The sequence below is a fragment of the Vibrio sp. 10N.247.311.12 genome, from assembly GCF_041467515.1.
Classification (GTDB): domain Bacteria; phylum Pseudomonadota; class Gammaproteobacteria; order Enterobacterales; family Vibrionaceae; genus Vibrio; species Vibrio crassostreae_C.
Map to the genome: position 1 here is coordinate 249,627 of NZ_JBFSUV010000002.1, position 18,622 is coordinate 268,248.

12 protein-coding genes and 1 riboswitch are annotated in these 18,622 nt (G+C 44.4%); of the genes, 5 read left to right on the top strand and 7 right to left on the bottom strand.

Annotation, left to right across the window (positions count from 1 at the left end; all coding sequences use genetic code 11):
* Nucleotides 1–545 precede the first annotated feature (545 nt).
* From AB6E30_RS02280 to AB6E30_RS02295, 4 genes are all read left to right on the top strand, one after another.
* A complete protein-coding gene (locus AB6E30_RS02280; RefSeq protein ID WP_004736532.1) occupies nucleotides 546–1,316 on the top strand; it encodes an ABC transporter ATP-binding protein in 771 nt (256 codons plus the stop codon).
* Between the two features lie 137 nt (nucleotides 1,317–1,453).
* The gene (locus tag AB6E30_RS02285) at nucleotides 1,454–2,224 is read left to right on the top strand and encodes an ABC transporter substrate-binding protein (RefSeq protein ID WP_017062125.1); all 771 of its coding nucleotides are present in this window, start codon (nucleotides 1,454–1,456) and stop codon (nucleotides 2,222–2,224) included.
* Between the two features lie 79 nt (nucleotides 2,225–2,303).
* Nucleotides 2,304–3,044 (top strand): ABC transporter permease, encoded by a 741-nt coding sequence (locus AB6E30_RS02290; RefSeq protein ID WP_017062124.1) that lies wholly within the window; start codon nucleotides 2,304–2,306, stop codon nucleotides 3,042–3,044.
* A gap of 2 nt (nucleotides 3,045–3,046) precedes the next feature.
* Entirely contained in the window at nucleotides 3,047–3,724 is a 678-nt protein-coding gene (locus AB6E30_RS02295) for an ABC transporter permease (RefSeq protein ID WP_017062123.1), read from the top strand.
* A 163-nt stretch (nucleotides 3,725–3,887) separates the two neighbouring features.
* Here AB6E30_RS02295 and AB6E30_RS02300 read toward each other — a convergent pair whose 3' ends face one another.
* The 6 genes from AB6E30_RS02300 to emrD all read right to left on the bottom strand — a co-directional run bounded on the left by AB6E30_RS02300 (nucleotide 3,888) and on the right by emrD (nucleotide 14,676).
* Nucleotides 3,888–6,758: a hypothetical protein gene (locus AB6E30_RS02300; RefSeq protein WP_372102512.1), complete on the bottom strand. Its 2,871-nt coding sequence runs from the start codon at nucleotides 6,756–6,758 to the stop codon at nucleotides 3,888–3,890.
* Nucleotides 6,759–6,788: 30 nt separating this feature from the next.
* Nucleotides 6,789–6,871: riboswitch (cyclic di-GMP riboswitch) on the bottom strand.
* Between the two features lie 9 nt (nucleotides 6,872–6,880).
* Entirely contained in the window at nucleotides 6,881–8,221 is a 1,341-nt protein-coding gene (locus tag AB6E30_RS02305; protein WP_372102514.1) for an HlyD family type I secretion periplasmic adaptor subunit, read from the bottom strand.
* A complete protein-coding gene (locus AB6E30_RS02310) occupies nucleotides 8,214–9,899 on the bottom strand; it encodes a type I secretion system permease/ATPase (protein ID WP_017062120.1) in 1,686 nt (561 codons plus the stop codon). The genes AB6E30_RS02305 and AB6E30_RS02310 overlap by 8 nt, the downstream gene beginning before the upstream one ends.
* A 156-nt stretch (nucleotides 9,900–10,055) precedes the next feature.
* On the bottom strand, nucleotides 10,056–10,862 hold the full coding sequence (gene xthA, locus AB6E30_RS02315) for an exodeoxyribonuclease III (RefSeq protein WP_017070028.1): 807 nt from the start codon (nucleotides 10,860–10,862) through the stop codon (nucleotides 10,056–10,058).
* A 169-nt stretch (nucleotides 10,863–11,031) separates the two neighbouring features.
* Nucleotides 11,032–13,122, bottom strand: coding sequence for a S9 family peptidase (locus tag AB6E30_RS02320; protein WP_372102522.1), 2,091 nt, complete (start codon nucleotides 13,120–13,122; stop codon nucleotides 11,032–11,034).
* A gap of 348 nt (nucleotides 13,123–13,470) precedes the next feature.
* Nucleotides 13,471–14,676: a multidrug efflux MFS transporter EmrD gene (emrD, locus tag AB6E30_RS02325; protein ID WP_372102516.1), complete on the bottom strand. Its 1,206-nt coding sequence runs from the start codon at nucleotides 14,674–14,676 to the stop codon at nucleotides 13,471–13,473.
* Nucleotides 14,677–15,184: 508 nt separating this feature from the next.
* Here emrD and AB6E30_RS02330 point away from each other — a divergent pair.
* Complete coding sequence (locus AB6E30_RS02330) at nucleotides 15,185–17,302, top strand: methyl-accepting chemotaxis protein (protein WP_065585119.1); 2,118 nt, start codon at nucleotides 15,185–15,187, stop codon at nucleotides 17,300–17,302.
* A gap of 112 nt (nucleotides 17,303–17,414) precedes the next feature.
* On the opposite strand, the gene AB6E30_RS02335 is transcribed toward AB6E30_RS02330, so the two are convergent.
* Nucleotides 17,415–18,548, bottom strand: a complete 1,134-nt coding sequence (locus tag AB6E30_RS02335; protein ID WP_017066710.1) for a cupin domain-containing protein — start codon at nucleotides 18,546–18,548, stop codon at nucleotides 17,415–17,417.
* Between the last annotated feature and the right edge of the window lie 74 nt (nucleotides 18,549–18,622).

The following is an 18,622-nucleotide window of genomic DNA, read 5'->3' on the forward strand; positions in this document are numbered from 1 at the left end:
ACGCAGCGATTCATTAACTTCCCATTGATGAATCGTGTAATTAGTTTTCACAAATTGACGTTTACCTATCTTCTTCGAGCCTTTGTCGTCATGGCTCGAGTTCAATACTCAATTCTTACTGAGTTATTTCACTATTACTTGCTTCCCAACTGTTCCGAGTGAAATGTTTACAATGTAATAACCTTAAAATAATTGTGCCTTACGGTGTGTATGTAGTGTTGAGCGTGCAGATTATATTTTGCAGATCTCGGCGTATCTAAGTTCACAAAACTTGTTTTTCTTGTGAGACATCAAGCTACGTGAATCTCATTTTGATTAACTTTATTTAAACAATGTAAGGGGTGTAATTGCAGCTTATTGATAGAACTCATTCATTAAATTGAGGCGAAAACGCTACCTTTTGCATAATAAGTCAGAGTGAATCGCTATTTATTCCAATTTATCAGGTTAATAATTTGTTGCATGTTGTTTCGTGTGGTGCTAGTTTGTATCGCATGAAAAGGTCGGAGTACCTTGCATTTTCACAAACTTGGGAGAGAAAGCGCATGAAAGATGTACCAGCGCTGGACATAAAGGATCTACACAAAACGTTTGGTCAAAATGAAGTTTTAAAGGGAATTTCACTTTCTGCGCATAAAGGCGATGTTGTATCGATTATCGGATCTTCAGGGTCGGGTAAAAGTACTTTCCTTAGATGTATCAACCTTTTAGAGACACCAACTGCAGGCGAGATTTGGGTTAATGGCGAATTAATTCAAATGAAAAACAACCGCCAAGGCGTATCTGTTCCTGCCAACGAAAAACAAGTACAGCGTATCCGTTCACGCTTAGCGATGGTTTTTCAAGGCTTCAATCTTTGGTCTCACCTGACCGTTCTCGAAAATGTTATCGAAGCACCCGTTCACGTATTAGGTGTACCTAAAGCTCAAGCGATTGAAAATGCAGAACTACTACTTAAAAAAGTAGGCTTGTATGAGCGCAAAGATTACTACCCAGGTCATTTATCCGGTGGACAACAACAACGAGCGGCAATTGCTCGAGCGTTAGCGGTTGATCCGGAAGTGATGCTGTTTGATGAGCCAACATCAGCACTTGACCCTGAGTTAGTAGGGGAAGTACTCGGTGTAATGCGAGATCTAGCAGAAGAAGGAAGAACTATGCTTGTGGTAACACATGAAATGGCTTTTGCTCGTGACGTATCAAACCATGTGATGTTCCTGCACCAAGGTCTAGTGGAAGAACAGGGCGATCCAGCTAAACTGTTTACGGAACCTGAATCTGAACGTTTACAACAATTTATCTCATCGATTTACTAATCAGAATTGAAACGCCGTTGCCAACGGTAAACAGCGACGGTGTGAACAATAAAACACAACAAGTAAGTTAATAAGCAACAACAAACACAATATTAAAACTAGCAAAACATAAAAACCTAAATCACAGGAGTAGGGATATGAAAAAGTGGTTATTAGTCGCGGCACTTGCTGCAACTGCTGCAACGGGCGTAGCTCAAGCAAAAGAATGGAAAACAGTACGCTTTGGTATTGAAGGTGCTTACCCTCCATTTAGCTGGACAGAAGCTGACGGGTCACTGAAAGGCTTCGATGTCGATATGGCTAACGCACTTTGTACTGAAATGCAGGTGCAGTGTAAGATCGTTGCACAAGACTGGGATGGTATCATTCCTTCTCTACTTGCTCGTAAATATGATGCGATCATCGCGGCAATGTCTATCACGGAAGAGCGTAAGAAAAAAATCGACTTCACTGGTAAATACGCACTTATCCCAAACAAGTTCATCGCTAAGAAAGGTGCAGGCCTTAACTTTGATGATCTAAGCGGTCAAAAGATTGCAGTTCAACGTGCAACAACTCACGATAAATACCTAACAGACAACTACGGCGATACAGTAGAGATCGTTCGTTACGGTTCATTCGACGAAGCTTACCTTGATCTAGCAAACGGTCGTGTTGCTGCTGTACTAGGTGATGCATCTGCTCTAGAAGAAGGCGTGCTGAACAAAGCTGGTGGTGAAGACTACGAGTTTGTTGGCCCCTCTCTAACGGATCCTAAGTGGTTCGGTGAAGGTATGGGTATTGCTGTTCGTAAGCAAGACAAAGATCTGACTAAGCAATTAGATGCGGCAATCCTTTCACTACGTGAAAAAGGCATCTACCAAGATATCGCGGCTAAATACTTCAACTACGACGTATACGGTCAGTAATCTTTAGCGTCAATTCTTAAGGGAGAGGTTCTCCTCTCCCTGTCTTACCAACTTTTTCGCAGTTCTGTTGGAATCCATTATGTTTGATTTACAAGGATATGAAGCGTCGATCCTGAAAGGGGCGGTGCTCACAATCGAAGTTGCCTTGCTGTCGCTAATTTTAGCTATGGTTCTTGGTATGCTAGGTGCCTTAGCAAAACTCGCGCCTTATCGCTGGGCTCGTGCTATTGCAACCCTCTACACAACCGTCATTCGAGGCATTCCAGATCTCGTACTGATGATGCTGATTTTCTTTGGTGGACAAATCCTTTTAAACAACAGTTTGTATTCCATCAACGAGTGGCTCAACGAGTGGTTTGCATCCAGTGATCCTAACCACGAATGGACCGCTTACTTACCTGATTATATTGATGTCAGCCCATTTGTTGCTGGTGTCTTAACCATAGGCTTTATTTTCGGTGCCTATATGGCAGAAACGTTCCGTGGTGCCATCATGGCTGTCGACAGCGGTGAAATGGAAGCGGCAAAAGCTTATGGTATGAGCCCTGTAAAGGCGTTTCACCGCATACTGCTACCGCAGATGATTCGTCACGCATTACCGGGTTTTGGGAACAACTGGCTGGTATTACTTAAAACCACTGCGTTGGTTTCCATTATTGGCCTAGAAGATATGGTGCGTGTTAGCGCACTGGCAGCGGGTTCAACCAAAATGCCATTTACCTTCTATATGACAGTGGCGATTATCTTCTTATTCTTCACCAGTGTTTCAACGGGCCTGCTTAAGCTGGTTGAACGTAAATTCAGTATCCACGCGAGGTAGTTATGGACTTTTCATTGATAATTGAAAGCCTACCGATTTACCTTGGTGGTTTATGGACAACGGCTTGGATGGTTTGTGTCGCTTTGATTATTGGCTTATTCGTAGCCATACCATTAGCGATTGCTCGTAACAGCCCAAATATGCTGATTAACGCTCCGGCTTGGTCGTTCATTTATTTCTTCCGTGGTACACCGTTATTGGTTCAGTTGTATCTGATTTACTACGGTATGGATCAGTTCTTCCCAGTAAAAGACACGCTATGGGAAAACGCTTGGTTCTGTGCTCTAGTAGCATTCATTCTTAACACATCAGCATATACGGCAGAGATCATTCGCGGTGCCATTAACGGCTTACCTAAAGGTGAAGTTGAAGCAGCAAAAGCGTACGGCATGAGCACACCAAAGACTTACCGCCGCATCATTTTGCCAAGTGCTCTACGTCGTGCATTACCGGCTTACAGTAACGAAGTTATCTTCATGCTTCACGGCTCTGCGGTAGCGGGTATCGTAACCATTATGGATCTAACCGGTGCAGCTCGTTTGGTTAACTCTCGTTACTATGCCCCATTCGAGTCTTTCCTAACGGCAGGTCTGTTCTACATGGCACTAACGTTCATCATCATCGCGATTTTCAAATTCGCAGAGAAGCGTTTCCTTGCTTATCTAAGACCCCTTAGCTAATTGCACGGTATTCACACAGTTAACAAAACGGCGCTCATTGAGCGCCGTTCTTATTTAGGGTTTGTATAGGAATTAGTTGAGTAGCTCTTTGAAGCAAAAAGGACTTATTACACAAGCAATAAGTCCTTTAACTTTGCTTCTGATTTACTAGTTCAAAAAGCAATTAAACTTCATTAACGCCAATGAAATCACCATCAAAGGATGCATCAGTGTAGATGATGACTTCTTTGCCTCCTTTGGTGAAGCTATAAGCGGTAATCGTTTCAGTTCCATCGAGTCCAAGTTTATCTTGCATATCTTGGTCTAGCGTCACTGATGTTGCGGTTTGGTATTGGAATCCTTGAAGATGACTTGCGTCGATATCTTCAATTCCTAAAGCAAAGAATTCAGCAACTTGGTCGTCGTTCTTTGCTCTATTACCATCAAGGTCATGGTTTTGATTGAAGGTTTTACCTAGAGAAATAGTCAGTTTGTCATTAGCTGAGTCTCCCCCTATGACTGCTTCAAACCCATTGATGTTTGACCCCTTCGACATGTCGATATCGACACCACCAGGGTCATTGGCGACCAGTACATCGAACCCTTTACCACCATGAATTAGAGTATCCTCTGCATCAAAGGCTACTGTATCGTTGCCTTTACCCCCACGGATTTCGTCTGCACCACCACCACCAATGATGATGTCATCGCCTTTACCGCCTTTGATATGGTCGATTCCGTCTCCGCCATCAAGCCAATCATCGCCTTTACCACCAAACAATTGCTCTGGTTGGTCGTCGATTTCAACGGTGGTTACCACATCATCGAAGTCACCATCACCGCCAGGGTTGTCATTCCAGAACTGATTTCCGAGTTCTGTACCCGGATTGAAGTTGTTAATGCCGCTAACATCTAAGGTAAGGTTGCCGTTACTACCGACTAAATTTTGTACGCCCAGCAAGAAGGGGTGGTCACTATTGTTAGAGCTGGTCGCTTGTTGAGTGTTTAAGTCAATTGCGATACTTTCGCCTGAGACGAAACCGTCATTCCCGCCATCTGGGATAATGAAGAACCCGAGCGTATCAACGCAATCATCACAGTGCCCCAAATCGAGACTAAAGCTGTTGCCAGCTTCAGAGTTTGGAAGGTGATCTTTCACATTCCCCCAAATGACTTCAGCGTTTACATTGCCTTCACTGTCTTTTGTGAAGTAACCAAACGAATTTTCGAAGCCCGCTTCGGTGCCTTCCATAGTGACGTCAATAGTCCCTCTGAAGCTACTTACATCGTAGTAACCCGTCTCAGGATCGAGTTCAGGTATGCCACCTTTGGCGTTGTCACCACCAAGAATGACATCGTCCCCACGACCACCGCGCAATATATCGGTTCCGTCACCCGTTAGGCCATCGGTGGTAACAGAAGTGACGTAGTAGTCACTTGAATCGGCATTAGCGTCTCCGTTTTTGTCAAATGCAGGACCAACGGCAGTAAACTGAAGTTCATCAAAGGCTTTAAAGCCAGTGTCATCAGGACCGATGTTTAGATAACCGCTGTTGTTATTGCCATCCGCTAAATCGCTCGCAATGAAATCGCCCTCAGCGACCAGAATACCTTCCCGATATGCTGCCCAATGGCCTGCCTCATCTACGCCATTGTCGCCTTCATTTAAGTAGAGGTTGGAAATGCCGACTTTAGCAATCATTGTATGTTCGTCTAAGCTGACGGAAAACATCTCTGATGCACCTTCACCGGTAACGCCGTCGTAGCTGAAGCCAATTTGAGCAAGCACGCCAGCCTCTGCTGCGCCATCTACCCCATAACCTGTACCGCCAGAACTTGCATTACCTGTATCAACGGTACCGACAGATCCATCAGCGTTGTAGGCGGTTGAATTTGCTGATAGGTCGACGGATGTCGTTGGCTCCGCTAATTCAAACTCGCCGGTTCCTTCGTTAAACGACAGCGCTTCAAAGTTATCGCCGATAATTACGTCATTCCCTTTACCGCCTCGAATCAAGTCGTTCCCAGCGGCGCCTTCATTTGCAGCGTCTGGCCCGTTATCACCAATGAGCACATCGTTATGCAGTACCTGCTTCAATGACACATTATCAATCAGAGCCCCAAAGGTGTCTTCTGCGCCGTCGGCAATAAAATTGAGTGAGTAATTTCCTGAAGAGAGATCGACATCTTCGCTAAACAGATCCCAATCATCATCGACGCCGTCAATGTCTTGGAAAGACTTCTCGAATACAACGTCGGTGCCCGCCATTATTTGGACTGTGAAAGGAGCGGTGGTGCTATCGCCTCCTTTATTACGGAAAGCGTAGGAAAAATCGAGTTGATATATACCGTCGTCATCGACCGTAAATGTTTGGGAGACGGTTGAATTTGAATTCGCGCCATGCGAGTCTAATTCTAGGAAGTGACCACTGGCGATATCAGTCCCGTAACCATCAGCTGGGACACCGCCATGCAGTTGTTCTTGAATCTCGATACTGCCAACCTCGGCGTTCCATGCACCGGCGCTTGGCGCTGTTCCCCATGTATTGCCAAGGTCAAAAGCTTCAAAATCACCATCGCTGATTAGGTTTTCGCCAAATTCTGCACCAGCGCCTCTGTCACCATAAATAATGTCATTGTTCGCACCGCCTTCAACATAATCATCACCGGCACCTGCAACCACAATGTCGTCAACACACTCTTCTCCTAGCGCTTCTAAATCTTTATCGCGTGCCGCGCTTAAATCGCGGTTAACGCCGGCTTCATCACCAGCATTGAGCGAATGATTCCAAGCTTCAACCACATCGTTTCCGGCACCTGCTTTAATTGTGTCCGATCCACGTCCAGCAGCGATAAAGTCATCGCCGCTGCCGGCATGCACAATGTCGTCGCCTTTACCGGCTCGTACTTCGAGGTTATCGCCGCTGAGGTTAGAAAGGTCATTGTTGACATCTCTAGATTCTGGGGTGGGGAGGTTAGGACCATCTACTAGTATATTGGTATCATTGCTACCATTACTTTTCAGTCCTGCTGCTGTATTGGTTACTTCTGCCATCGTTTTTTCCTCACATATCATTCGATACATAGAGGCAGCCCAGCCATCTCGCTTCATCCTTGAGATCTGCGGCTTTCCGTCCTCACCTCACGATGAGTTTGGCTTTTTCTTCTCGCGCTTGGTTAAATTTCTCTCATTGCCTTATAGGCGCTCACAGAGAGTGGATTGAGTAGATACTCGAGCGGTGTTTGTTGCTCAAGTAAAATCATCACTTCTGCGGGCATGCCCGGATACAATGAGATGTTTTCTAATGCTTCTAGCTCAGACTTATCTAACGATACTCTCGCTAAGTAAGCAGAAGATCCTGTGGCTTGATCGCTAATGCGGTCAGCCGAAATATGGACTAACTTTCCACGAATCGGTGGTGTTTTACGGAAACTGTATGCGGTCAGTCTTACTTGGGTATCCAACCCAATTCGTAAGGCTTCAATGTCTTCTGGCTTGACTAACGCTTCTACAATCAACTCGTCATTTTGCGGAACCAATTCCATTAAGGTTTCACCGGGTGGAACAATGGCATTTTCGGAGACCACATTAAGTCCAACCACCACACCACTTTGAGGTGCTCTTATTTCAACCCGGGTAAGAATATCTTGAGCATTGACCATAGCCTCTCTGGTTTCATTCAGCTTTCTTTCTAAATCTTGTATCTCTTCGCCGAGCGTTTTGGCGTAAGTATAATCGGCGTTAATCAGCTCTAATTTCGCTTCGGCGATGGTGCGTTTGGCGTGGCCAATCCTAGCTTTGAGGTCAGCAACGTTACCTTGTAATTGAGAGCGTTCTCGCTGTAAATCCAATAACCGAGATTTGGATGTGTTACCGGAAACAAGCAAATCTTGGTGCATTTGTACCTGTTCTTCTAAATACTTCAGGCTTCGGTTTCCGGCTAAGAATCGTTGTTGGAAGCCTTGCAGATCAAGTTTTGATTGCTCGACTTTTTGCTGTAACACATCGGATTCACCTGATTTTAACGATTGTCTTTTGCTGAAAAGCTTACTCTGCGTATCAAGTAAGCTTGATACGTTTGGGTCGCTCATGAGGGAGAGTAATCTCATATCAAATTGAATTTCTTGATGGCTCGCTAACTCTGATTGTAAGCGGTTCAGCCGCGCTAAATCACTTTGCCACTGAGCTCTTAGCCTTAGAAGCGATGCTTGAGCTTGTGTGTGACTTAACGTGATGAGTAGTTCGCCTTTTTGAACATGATCGCCGTCAGAAACATGGACGATTTCTACAATCCCGCCTTCTAAGTGCTGAATGGGTTTTCGCTTTGATTCTACGATAATCACGCCTGGCGCAATGGCAGCAGAAGAAAGCGGGGCTAGGTATGCCCAAGCAGCAAAGCCACCAAGAGTAGTCACAAGAACTAACCAGATGAACACCTGTATTTTGAATGTAGAAAAGATCAGTTTTCTACCATCGTCGAAGTGAATACCTTTATCGTCATGATGAATACTAGCCATTCGACACCTCCGAGGAAGCGACATTGAAGAGCGACCGGACAACTTTACTCGCTTCGCCTGCTTGCGTTATCTGGCCGTTTTTCAATTCAACAACCCAATCGACATGTCTGAGTAAGCTTGGGTTATGCGTTACCATCACGACAGAAATGGATTTCTCTTTCGCCAATTGTAATAGCGAAACAAGAAACTCTTCGCCTTCTTTGTCGAGATGGGAATCAGGCTCATCAAGCACGAGTAGCTTAGGTGAGAAAACCAATGCTCTTGCGATGGCAAGTTTCTGGGCTTGTCCACCAGATAACTGATGACCAAAAGAACCGATAATCGTTTCATATCCATTCGGTAAGGCGACAACAGCATCATGCACACCGGCTTGAATAGCGGATCTGACGATTTGGCTATCCGTAACGTTGGAATCAAATCGGGCGATATTTTGTTTGACAGTGCCATGTAAAAAGTCGATGTGCTGAGGAACATAACCGACGGTGTGTTTGAACTGATTCAGATTCCACAACTCAACATTGAGTCCATCGATAGAAATGCCACCTTTTGAGGGCGATATGCCGTTAGTGATCATTTTGCAGATGGAAGACTTACCTGACCCGCTAGGGCCTATCAATGCGACTCGATTTCCTGATTCCAGTCTTAGCTTCAAACCATTAAGAGTCGGCTTGTTAAGTTTTTCAGACGCGAACCATGTGACGTTGTCGATGACCAGATCACCTTTAATTGTTTCCAACTCGGTTCGCTCGGTATGTTTAGTATGAGAAGCAAATTCCTTAGCTAAGCGTTTGTTTGCATCCAAACCAGTTTTCCATGCTTGAATACCACTAGAGAGCATCTCAATTGGCTGGAGTGCTCTCGCCATTAGGATTGAACCCGCAATCATTCCACCAGCAGACATGGCATTTTGAATGACTAGACTTGCTCCGACAGCCATGATGATGAGTTGAAGGACCATACGTATGTAACGAGAAAATGCACTCAGTGAACAGGTGGCTTGATCTAAATGGCTTCGAGACCAGCTCTTCTCCGCCAATATTTCTTGGTAGGTCTGACTTAAACCTTGTTGTTGATGTTGGCTAAAGATCGTGGCGTGTTTTTGAAAGCACTCGTCGTTTTTTCTTTGTGTTGCGAGCTGGCTTAAGTAAGTGGTTTTAAAGTGCTTAGATTTAACCCAATGAGAAAGCAATGTTGTCATGAGAATAAAAACAACGGCACCCACACCGACTAATCCTATATATGGATGAATCGCAAACATAATAATAAGAAAAAGGGGAGTGAATGGCAGATCAAACATGACAAAGTAGGCTGGAGAAGAGAGTAGGCTCTTTACCTCACTTATATCGTTGAACAGATGTTTTTCTTTTGATTTCGATGAGAAGGAGGTTTGTTCAAATAGCTGCTGAGACGCGATAAATTCAAATTTGATCGCTTTCTTTTGTGCATACTTGGCTCTAGACGCGTCAAGGAACGCTTGGGCTGTAAGTAGGAACACAGCAATGAAAGCCAAGAATAGAAGCGTATCTAAACTTTGACTTGAGAGGACTCGATCAAACACTTGAAGGCTGAATAAGGGAACGACTAACATCAATACGCTGATCGCTCCGCTGACCACCATCATCGGAAGTAAACTACGCAGATTAATTGGATTTATACCGGCCCAAGGCTTTGCGTCCATACAAAACTCTCTCCATTGGTTGTCCAAATAGTATAGATGGGCAGTGGCGAGAATGTGAACTATCTCAAGCTTTTTGAGTGGATTTGAGCTAAGTAAAAAAAATGCACAAGCTAAACAAAAGCTTGTGCATTTTTGATTTGAAATTTAATTTGGATTTTATTTAAACGTCGACCAAATCGGAGCGTGATCTGACGGTTTTTCAATGCCGCGTAGCTCGTAATCGATGCCAGCTTCAGTACACTTATCGGCAAGCTTTTGAGTCGCTAGGACTACATCAATACGCAGGCCGCGGTTGTCTACGAAGCCTTTTGAGCGGTAATCAAACCACGAGTATTGATCATTCACTTCAGGGTGCAGCAAGCGGAAGCTGTCTACAAAGCCCCAGTCCATCAATGTTTTCAACCATTCTCGCTCTTCTGGTTGGAAAGAGCATTTACCTGTTTTTAACCAACGTTTCGCATTAGGTTCACCAATGCCGATGTCTGCGTCGATAGGGCTGATATTAATGTCGCCCATCACAATCACTTGCTCATCTTTGTTGTGATAATCGTTTAAGTAAGTCATTAAGTCTTTATAGAACTGGCGTTTGTACGGGTATTTTGTTTCATGCTTGATGTTATCCCCTTGAGGGAAGTAGCCATTTAGCACGGTAACCTTTTCACCATCTTCATCTTCAAACGTCGCCATGATCATGCGTTTTTGATGGTCTTCATTATCTGTTGGGAAACCCTTCTGCACAGAAATAGGCTCTTGCTTACACAACATTGCCACACCGTAGTGGGCTTTTTGACCGTGGAAGTAAACCTTATAGCCCATTGCTTCAACATCAGCAATTGGGAAGGCTTCATCGTGCACTTTTATCTCTTGCAGACCAATCACGTCGGGTTGGTGTTTGTCGATAATAGCTTGCAGTTGGTGAAGGCGGGCTCTAAGACCGTTGATGTTGAAGCTAATTACTTTCATTTGTTTTTATACCTCTCGTAAACCTTTGGCACTACTTGTTTTTAAAGGTTTTTGATTTGGTGGATTTCATGGTTCATCGTATTTAACCATGCTTAATAATTTCTGTCGCCACTTTGTAGAGACAAAATGGCGACATTAAATGATGTGAATACTTACAGTTACGTAGAATCTATTGAGTCTTTAGTAAATCTAAAAAGAACGCGTATTCAAGTGCGTCTTCTTTCAATCGTTTAAATCGACCAGAAGCGCCACCGTGACCGGCTTCCATATCGGTTTTGAACAGCAACACGTTGTTGTCTGTTTTCATCTCCCGTAACTTTGCGACCCATTTCATTGGCTCAAAGTATTGCACCTGTGAGTCATGGAGGCCTGTTGTCACCAACATGTTCGGGTAGTTTTGTACCTTAATGTTGTCGTACGGTGAGTACCCCAGCATGTAATCGTAGTAGGCTTTATCGTTCGGGTTACCCCATTCGTCATACTCGTTGGTGGTTAGAGGAATCGATTCATCGAGCATGGTTGTCACAATGTCTACAAACGGAACATGTGCACCAATACCACGGTACAGTTCTGGTGCTTGGTTGATGATTGCCCCCATCAATAGACCGCCAGCAGAGCCACCAACGGCGAACACTTTATCTTTTGCGCCGTAGCCTTCTTCAACAAGCTCTTTGGTTACATCAATAAAGTCGTTGAACGTGTTTTGTTTGGTCAGTTTTTTTCCATCTTCATACCAAGGGCGACCAAGCATTTCTGAACCGCGGACATGTGCGATGGCATAAACAAAACCTCTATCCAGTAGGCTTAGGCGAGTTGAGCTGAAGGTAGGTTCAATCGTAGAGCCGTAAGACCCATAGCCGTATTGGTAGATTGGGTTAGTGCCGTCTTTCTTAAATAAGTCTTTACGATAAACCAAAGAGACAGGAACTTGCTTACCATCGCGAGCCGTAATCATGATTCGCTCTGATTGGTAGTTATCCGCTTCGAAATCACCTAATACGGGTGTTTGCTTCATGAGCTCGGATTCACCTGTACTTAGGTCGAAATCATAGTAAGTACCTGGCGTGGTTAAGCTGCTGTAATAGATACGAACTTTTGCGTTATCTAATTCATAGTTACTCGTTAGGTAAGCGGCAAATGCGGTGTCGTTAAATTCAAGTGGAAACTCGTGGCCTGTTGAGAGTTGGCGAACTTTCACTGTAGACAAGCCATCCGCGCGTTGCTCGTAGACAAGATGGTCATCAAACAACTCGAAATCTACAAGCTGAGTATTATCGTCTGCTGGGATGACATCGACCCATTTTGAGCGATCATGCATCTCTTCAGCTGTGACTTTCATTAAACGGAAATTGACCGCTTGGTAGTTGGTGTAGATGTAATACCAATCACCTAGCTTAGCGATGCTGTACTCTATGCCGGTCTCTTTTGGGTAGAAAGCCTCAGCTGTAGCCTTTGGGTTGTTGGCATCGATGACTGAGACACCGCTGGTTTCTGTGCTCGAATGCCAAATGTAGACCTGTTCACCATCTTTGCTTTTACTCAAAGAGGTGTAGTAAGCACTATCGGTCTCTTCGTAGATTAACTGATCGCTTGCTTGAGCGCTGCCTAAAACGTGGCGGTAAACTTGATAACCTAGCAATGTTTGTGGATCTTTTTTGATGTAGTAGAAGGCTTGGTTGTCGTTTTGCCACGCGATAGCACTTGAAGCGCCTTCAATTTCATCTTTTAGGTATTCACCTGTTGTGAGGTCTTTGATCTTGATGGTGTAAATTCGTCGGCTCAGCGTATCTTCGCCATAGGCCAACAAGTTTTCGTCTGGGCTGATCGTTAAGCCACCAATACTGAAGAATTCATGCTCTTTTGCTAGCTCGTTAACATCTAAGATGACTTGCTTGTCTGTGCCTAAAAAGTTTTTTTCACGCAGGTGAACTGGGTATTCGTTGTCGCCTGTGACCTTATTCGAGTAGTAGTAACTGCCTTTGCGAACCGGTACCGAATTGTCGTCTTTTGCGATTCGGCCTTTGATCTCTTGAAATAATTGTTTTTGTGCTGCTTCTGTATGTTTTAACACTGTATCTGCGTACTGATTCTCTTGCTCAAGCTGTTGCAAAATCTCTAGATCTTGGCGTGCATCATCGCGCATCCAGTAGTAATCATCGATTCGGGAGTCACCATGAATCGTCATTGCGTGAGGGACTTTCTTAGCAACGGGTGCTTGGGTTTGCTGAGCGACGAGCTGTGATTGAGAGTAGTGGTTCATGGTTGATATTCCTTGATTGCTGCATCCGGCGACAAGCGCTATTGATACGACTAATGTGGTTAAAGCGATACGCATCTATATATCCCTAGTGTGTACCTTACTCGTTTTAATGCCAGCATCCTTTGTTGTGAGAGTTCAGGTACGTTGGTGTTCTTCCAGTGATATTATTTATAATTGGATTCTGGATATGCACCTTCATCGTAAGTGTCTGTTATTGTTTTCAAAAAATCAAAGCAATGTTAAATGAAATTACTGATACGTGAGAGTGGAAGGAATAAATGTGCAACAAAAAGGGACACACTTTTCAGTATGTCCCTTTCCTTTGTTTAGCAAGATTCGAGTTTTACGTTAAATAGCCAATGGCATTTCGTTTGAGTGGTCAGGTTTACGATTAACCCAACGTAAACCAAGCATAGCGATGAATGACATAGCAATCATCAGGCAACCGAGTGGCAGTTGGTCTTGAGCTGGGAAGAACGATGCCAATAGTGTTGCGATGCCAGCACCTAGGTTTTGCATACCACCTAAAATCGCACCTCCAGTACCAGCGTGGTACGGGAATGGCGAAAGTGCCCCTGTTGTTGCTGCTGGGAATAATATGCCAGCGCCCAAGAAGTAAATTGTGGCACCGCCAATCAAAGTTAATGCTGTTGTTTGACCAAACAGACCCGGTATCAATACCACTGTTGAGCCTACCAATATCGCAACCAGACCAACATTCAATGCACGGCGCTCAGAGCGACGTTGTGCGATGTAACTAGATAAGCCTGCACCGACTAAGTAACCTGGAATAGGCAAGACAAACAGCAAGCTTACTGTGGTTGCCGGTAAGCCAAGTACGCCACCAAGCAACACACCTGCCGCTGCTTCAAATACGGCTACACCAGCAAAGGTTGCGACTAATACCAATAAGAAACCTTGGAAACGTTTATCAGACAGAACGAACTTGTAGCTGTTGGCAACCGATTCATGCTTGCGTCGTTCTTTCGGCAGTGTTTCCATCATGCTCGTCATCATAGTGATCACAACAGCAATACCAAACAGCGCAAGGAATAAGTAGCTAGAACGCCAGCCGAAAACTTCTGTTAGGTAACCACCCAGTACAGGAGCCATCAATGGTGAGAAAATCACACACATGCTAATCAAGCTGTTTGCACGGTGCAGTTCTGCGCCTTCAAAACAGTCGCGAGTCAATGTACGAGACATCGCACCGCCACAACCGATGCCTAGACCTTGGATAAAGCTACCTGCTAAGAACCATTCATATTCGTGAACGAACAATGCTACCAAAGTACCGATGATGTAGATGATCAAACCAATCACGATGATCGGTTTACGACCTAGGCGATCAGAAAGTGGGCCGTAGACAAATTGCGACAGACCATAAGGGATCAAGTAACACGCCATCACCGCTTGCAGTGAAGATGCCGAAACTAAGAACTCACCTGCCATATGACCGATAGAAGGCACGTACATCGTTTGAGTCATTTGACCTACGGCAGTGAGAATAGCGATTAAAAAGGTAAGTTTCGCTAATGGAAACGAGGCGGACATTTGCGTATCTCTCCAAAAATTAAGACGTAAAAAGCCTTAGCGCTCCATTAAAGGAGAGCCAAATGAATAAAGTGATCAGGGAATCTAGGCGCGAGATATTAGAGCTTGATTGCGGGCTTAGCAATCAAAGAGTGTGAAGTTGAGCAAGATAAAAATCCATAACTTGGATTATAAAAACTAATCCGAAATCGCTACATTTTAAAGAGGGAGAGGGTGGAGTAGGCTTCCTTTAAATATCGATGTTCTGGCTATGTCCGCTATGTCCAAAGCGCTAAAACCTAAGCAACACAGCTAATGATTATATGAGTACATCATTTTAAATCACAGAAAAAAGGAAGAAAACACGCTCTATTAACATTTGTATAAACTTTCGTTTTATATGTAAGCAATTTGTGCTGTAATTATCCGCTAAGCTATTCGTCTAACTTGTTTACATTTTGTACAGCAATTCGTTGTCGATGTGATAGTTATGGTTATGGAAGTCTTTTGGCTTAAATAAGGATATTAAATGCGCTCTCTATCGGTACAGTGGAAAATAACCCTCTTAGCAGGTTGTTGTTTAATCATTACGTCACTGTCTCTTATTGGTTTCTCGATCTACAACGCAACGAGCAATCAACAAGTCATCAAATCTCAAAGTTCAGAATCAGTTATCAATAAAACTCAGCAGCTGCTGGCGTCTGTTTCTCAGCTTAATGCTCAAGAAACTCAACGTTATGTAGACGAAGCTATTTACCGCGCAGAGATGCTTGCGGCCAGTGCTCAGTTTCTAAAAAACAATGCAGACGAAAACTTTACACCAAGTGAAGAGCTTCGTACCGCCTTGGATGAAATGGTTCGTCGCTCGGTTTTAAACTTCGACTCTATTCAAGGAGCGTATCTAGTTTTCAAGCCTGACTTGCTCGATAGTGAAGATGCGAATTATGTCGATGCTGATTATGTTGGTTCTAACGAAAAAGGTCGTTTTGCTCCTTACTGGAAGGTGGCAGATAACGGTGAAAATGTTCTAGCGAACGTTCTTTCAGAATCTATCTTGAATGATGACAGCAATAGCGAACGTTTTTACTGTCCTTTGTCTTCAGGGCAAACGTGTATTAGTACGCCGAGAGTCGTGAACAGCGGTGGTGTAGCACTACTTACGTCCTCTATTTCAGTCCCTATTTTGGTTGACGACGTTGCTATTGGTTTTCTTGGTATTGATCTAAGACTTGATGGTTTAACCAGTGTGATTACTCAATCTGACCAGAGCTTGTTTAACGGTGCGGGTAAAGCTTACGTGGTTAGTCTAGATGGTTCGGTCATCGCTTCTGATGATTCAAGCATTGCAGTCGGTTCAACTTTCCAAAGTGGCAATACAAACAGTGATTTAATGACCGACTTTATCTTTGGTGGTGAAGTGACAACGCAATGGAGCGAGAACGGTGAGTGGTTACTTGCCTTTGCACCTGTTGTTGCAGCTAACCAAACTTGGGGGGTGTTGTTTGAGATCCCAAGAGACAGTGTCGTCGCTGACGCAAATAAATTGGATTCCATCATTAGCACTAAGCTAAGTGAAGGCATCAAAACAGAAGTGATCGCCGGTACAGTGTTTATTATCTTTGGCTTAGCCATTATCGCGTTTGCCTCGTTGTCTATTGTGAAGCCGATTCGTCAGGTTGTGGAAAGGTTGAATGACATCGCTTCAGGTGAAGGTGATTTGACGCAGCGCTTGGAAGTGAAGTCTCAAGACGAAATTGGTCAGCTATCTAAAGGGTTCAACTTATTCTTAGACAAGTTACAACACACGATCAAAGAAGTTATTCACACCACTGAACAAGTGGCGAGTACGACAAGCCAGGCTAAAGCATCGGCATCAAGCACCAGAGAAAGCAGTGAATCTCAATTTAAAGAAGTCGATCTTGTGGCGACAGCGGCCGAAGAGATGACTCAAACTGCGGGCTTAGTGGTACAAAATGCAGAAGTGGCCGTTGATGCAGCGTGCGAAGCGAATCGTTCTGCTCAACAAGGGCAACAAGTCATCGAACTTTCAGCAGGTGAAATGAGAAAGCTGGTGGAGCGTATGTCGAGTGCTGTTCCTATTGTTGAAGAATTGGCAAAAAATAACGGAAACATCACCGAGATCTTAAGTGTGATTGAAGGGATCTCTGAGCAAACTAACTTACTGGCATTGAACGCGGCGATTGAAGCGGCTCGTGCTGGCGAACAAGGTCGAGGTTTTGCTGTTGTTGCGGATGAGGTAAGAAACCTCGCAAGTCGCACCCAGTCATCGGTTGGTGAGATCAGAGCGGTGATCGACAAGGTTCATGCTGGAACTCAAGATGTCGTTGAAGCAATACAAGAAGGCAATATCCTAGCTAACGATACAGCACTACACGTTCAGAAAGCAGTTGAAGATCTGGGGTCGATCTTTACTTCTATTGAGGCGATCAGTGATATGAACAGTCAGATCGTTCGAGCAGCCGAAGAGCAACAATCGGTTTCCGGTGAAGTAAATCAAAGCGTGGTTAATATTCGCGATTTGAGTGCGAAGATCTTGGAGCAAGCCGCGGCTTCTGAGCAAGTCGGCAATGAAATTGACCAACTGTCTCAACAACAACAGAAGTTGGTCAATCAGTTCAAGGTATAAGCATTAAGCCTTAACCAGTTCTTGAATAGAAAAAGGGACAAATGAAGATTTCATTTGTCCCTTTTTTAATTGTTTATTTAGAGGCTAGGCAATAACCAGCGGTTGACGTTGCTTACTCTTCGATAAACCAGTAGCCTTTGTTGACCAATTCAGTCACGACAGTTACGCCCGAAGGAGATAGGGCAGTAGCCGAGGTAATCATGGTCTCATCGCAAAGTATGTTGAGTAACGAAGAATCCGCTTCATCAACCTTAACCACTTCGCCATTGATGTAAGCCGTGTTGCTTTCATTTTCGTGGTAGAGCGCTTTTAAGCCTGATACTCGGTGAATTTCACCTTCAGACTCTATGTGTTGAGCGATCTCTTCTTGAGTCCATAGTGGCTCTGGAGCAACGATATCAAGCTGGTGGCGTGATTGGCTTAGCAGACAACCCATGAATTCACTGATGGTTTCAGGTTGCTCTAGTGCAGATTTCAACATGCCTGTGAGATTACTTAAATCCGATGAACGAATTTTTCCGTAGCCTTCTTGCATTTTGAATTCTGGATCGTGCAGGTGTACGTCACCCATATCATGAGCAAGCACAAAATCGGCAAAGTTGCTGATCAGTTCTTGTTCTTTAGGCGAGCGGTAGCCAATAGAGTAGCTCATTGACGGCTCTAACGTGCTCCCTTCATGTGGGAAACCTGGTGGGATATAAAGGATATCGCCCGGCTCTAAAGTTTCATCAATGATTGGGTCAAAACCTTCAATTTGACGAAGTGCAGACGCTTGAACAGTCTCTTTGTATTGGCCAACATCTTTAGCGCCAACCTTCCATTGACGTTTGCCTTGACCTTGAATGATGAAGACATCGTATTGATCAATATGTGGGCCTACGCCGCCTTCAGGTGCTGAGTAGCAGATCATGAGATCGTCGAATAACCAGTTTGGTAACGCTTGGAACGCCTCAGTCAGCTGATTTGCGCCTTGGTGCCAGTGGTTCGCTGCTTGAACGATCAGTTGCCAATGAGTTTCGGTTAATTCGCCAAACTTTTCTTCAGAGAATGGGCCGTGTTCTGCAGTCCACTGATTGTCGAGGTTAGAGACAAAGCGAGAATCCACTTCTTCTTCCATCGATAAACCAGCAAGTTCTTCCGGCGAAATTGGGTCGACGAAGTTTTGGAAGCCACCCTTTAAGATGGTTGGTTTTTTATGCCAGTAGTTTTCAAGAAACTCGGGCATAGAAAAGCTGAGTTGGTACATGTGAATCCTGTATATTTTTATGCTAGATGCTAGATGCTAGATGCTAGATGCTAGATGCTAGATGCTAGATGCTA

Coding starts and splice junctions, on each gene's coding strand:
- AB6E30_RS02290 (WP_017062124.1), top strand. CDS start 2,304: ATGTTTGATTTACAAGGATATGAAGCGTCGATCCTGAAAGGGGCGGTG.
- AB6E30_RS02335 (WP_017066710.1), bottom strand. CDS start 18,548: ATGTACCAACTCAGCTTTTCTATGCCCGAGTTTCTTGAAAACTACTGG.
- AB6E30_RS02330 (WP_065585119.1), top strand. CDS start 15,185: ATGCGCTCTCTATCGGTACAGTGGAAAATAACCCTCTTAGCAGGTTGT.
- xthA (WP_017070028.1), bottom strand. CDS start 10,862: ATGAAAGTAATTAGCTTCAACATCAACGGTCTTAGAGCCCGCCTTCAC.
- AB6E30_RS02280 (WP_004736532.1), top strand. CDS start 546: ATGAAAGATGTACCAGCGCTGGACATAAAGGATCTACACAAAACGTTT.
- AB6E30_RS02285 (WP_017062125.1), top strand. CDS start 1,454: ATGAAAAAGTGGTTATTAGTCGCGGCACTTGCTGCAACTGCTGCAACG.
- AB6E30_RS02310 (WP_017062120.1), bottom strand. CDS start 9,899: ATGGACGCAAAGCCTTGGGCCGGTATAAATCCAATTAATCTGCGTAGT.
- AB6E30_RS02300 (WP_372102512.1), bottom strand. CDS start 6,758: ATGGCAGAAGTAACCAATACAGCAGCAGGACTGAAAAGTAATGGTAGC.
- AB6E30_RS02295 (WP_017062123.1), top strand. CDS start 3,047: ATGGACTTTTCATTGATAATTGAAAGCCTACCGATTTACCTTGGTGGT.
- AB6E30_RS02305 (WP_372102514.1), bottom strand. CDS start 8,221: ATGGCTAGTATTCATCATGACGATAAAGGTATTCACTTCGACGATGGT.
- AB6E30_RS02320 (WP_372102522.1), bottom strand. CDS start 13,122: ATGAACCACTACTCTCAATCACAGCTCGTCGCTCAGCAAACCCAAGCA.
- emrD (WP_372102516.1), bottom strand. CDS start 14,676: ATGTCCGCCTCGTTTCCATTAGCGAAACTTACCTTTTTAATCGCTATT.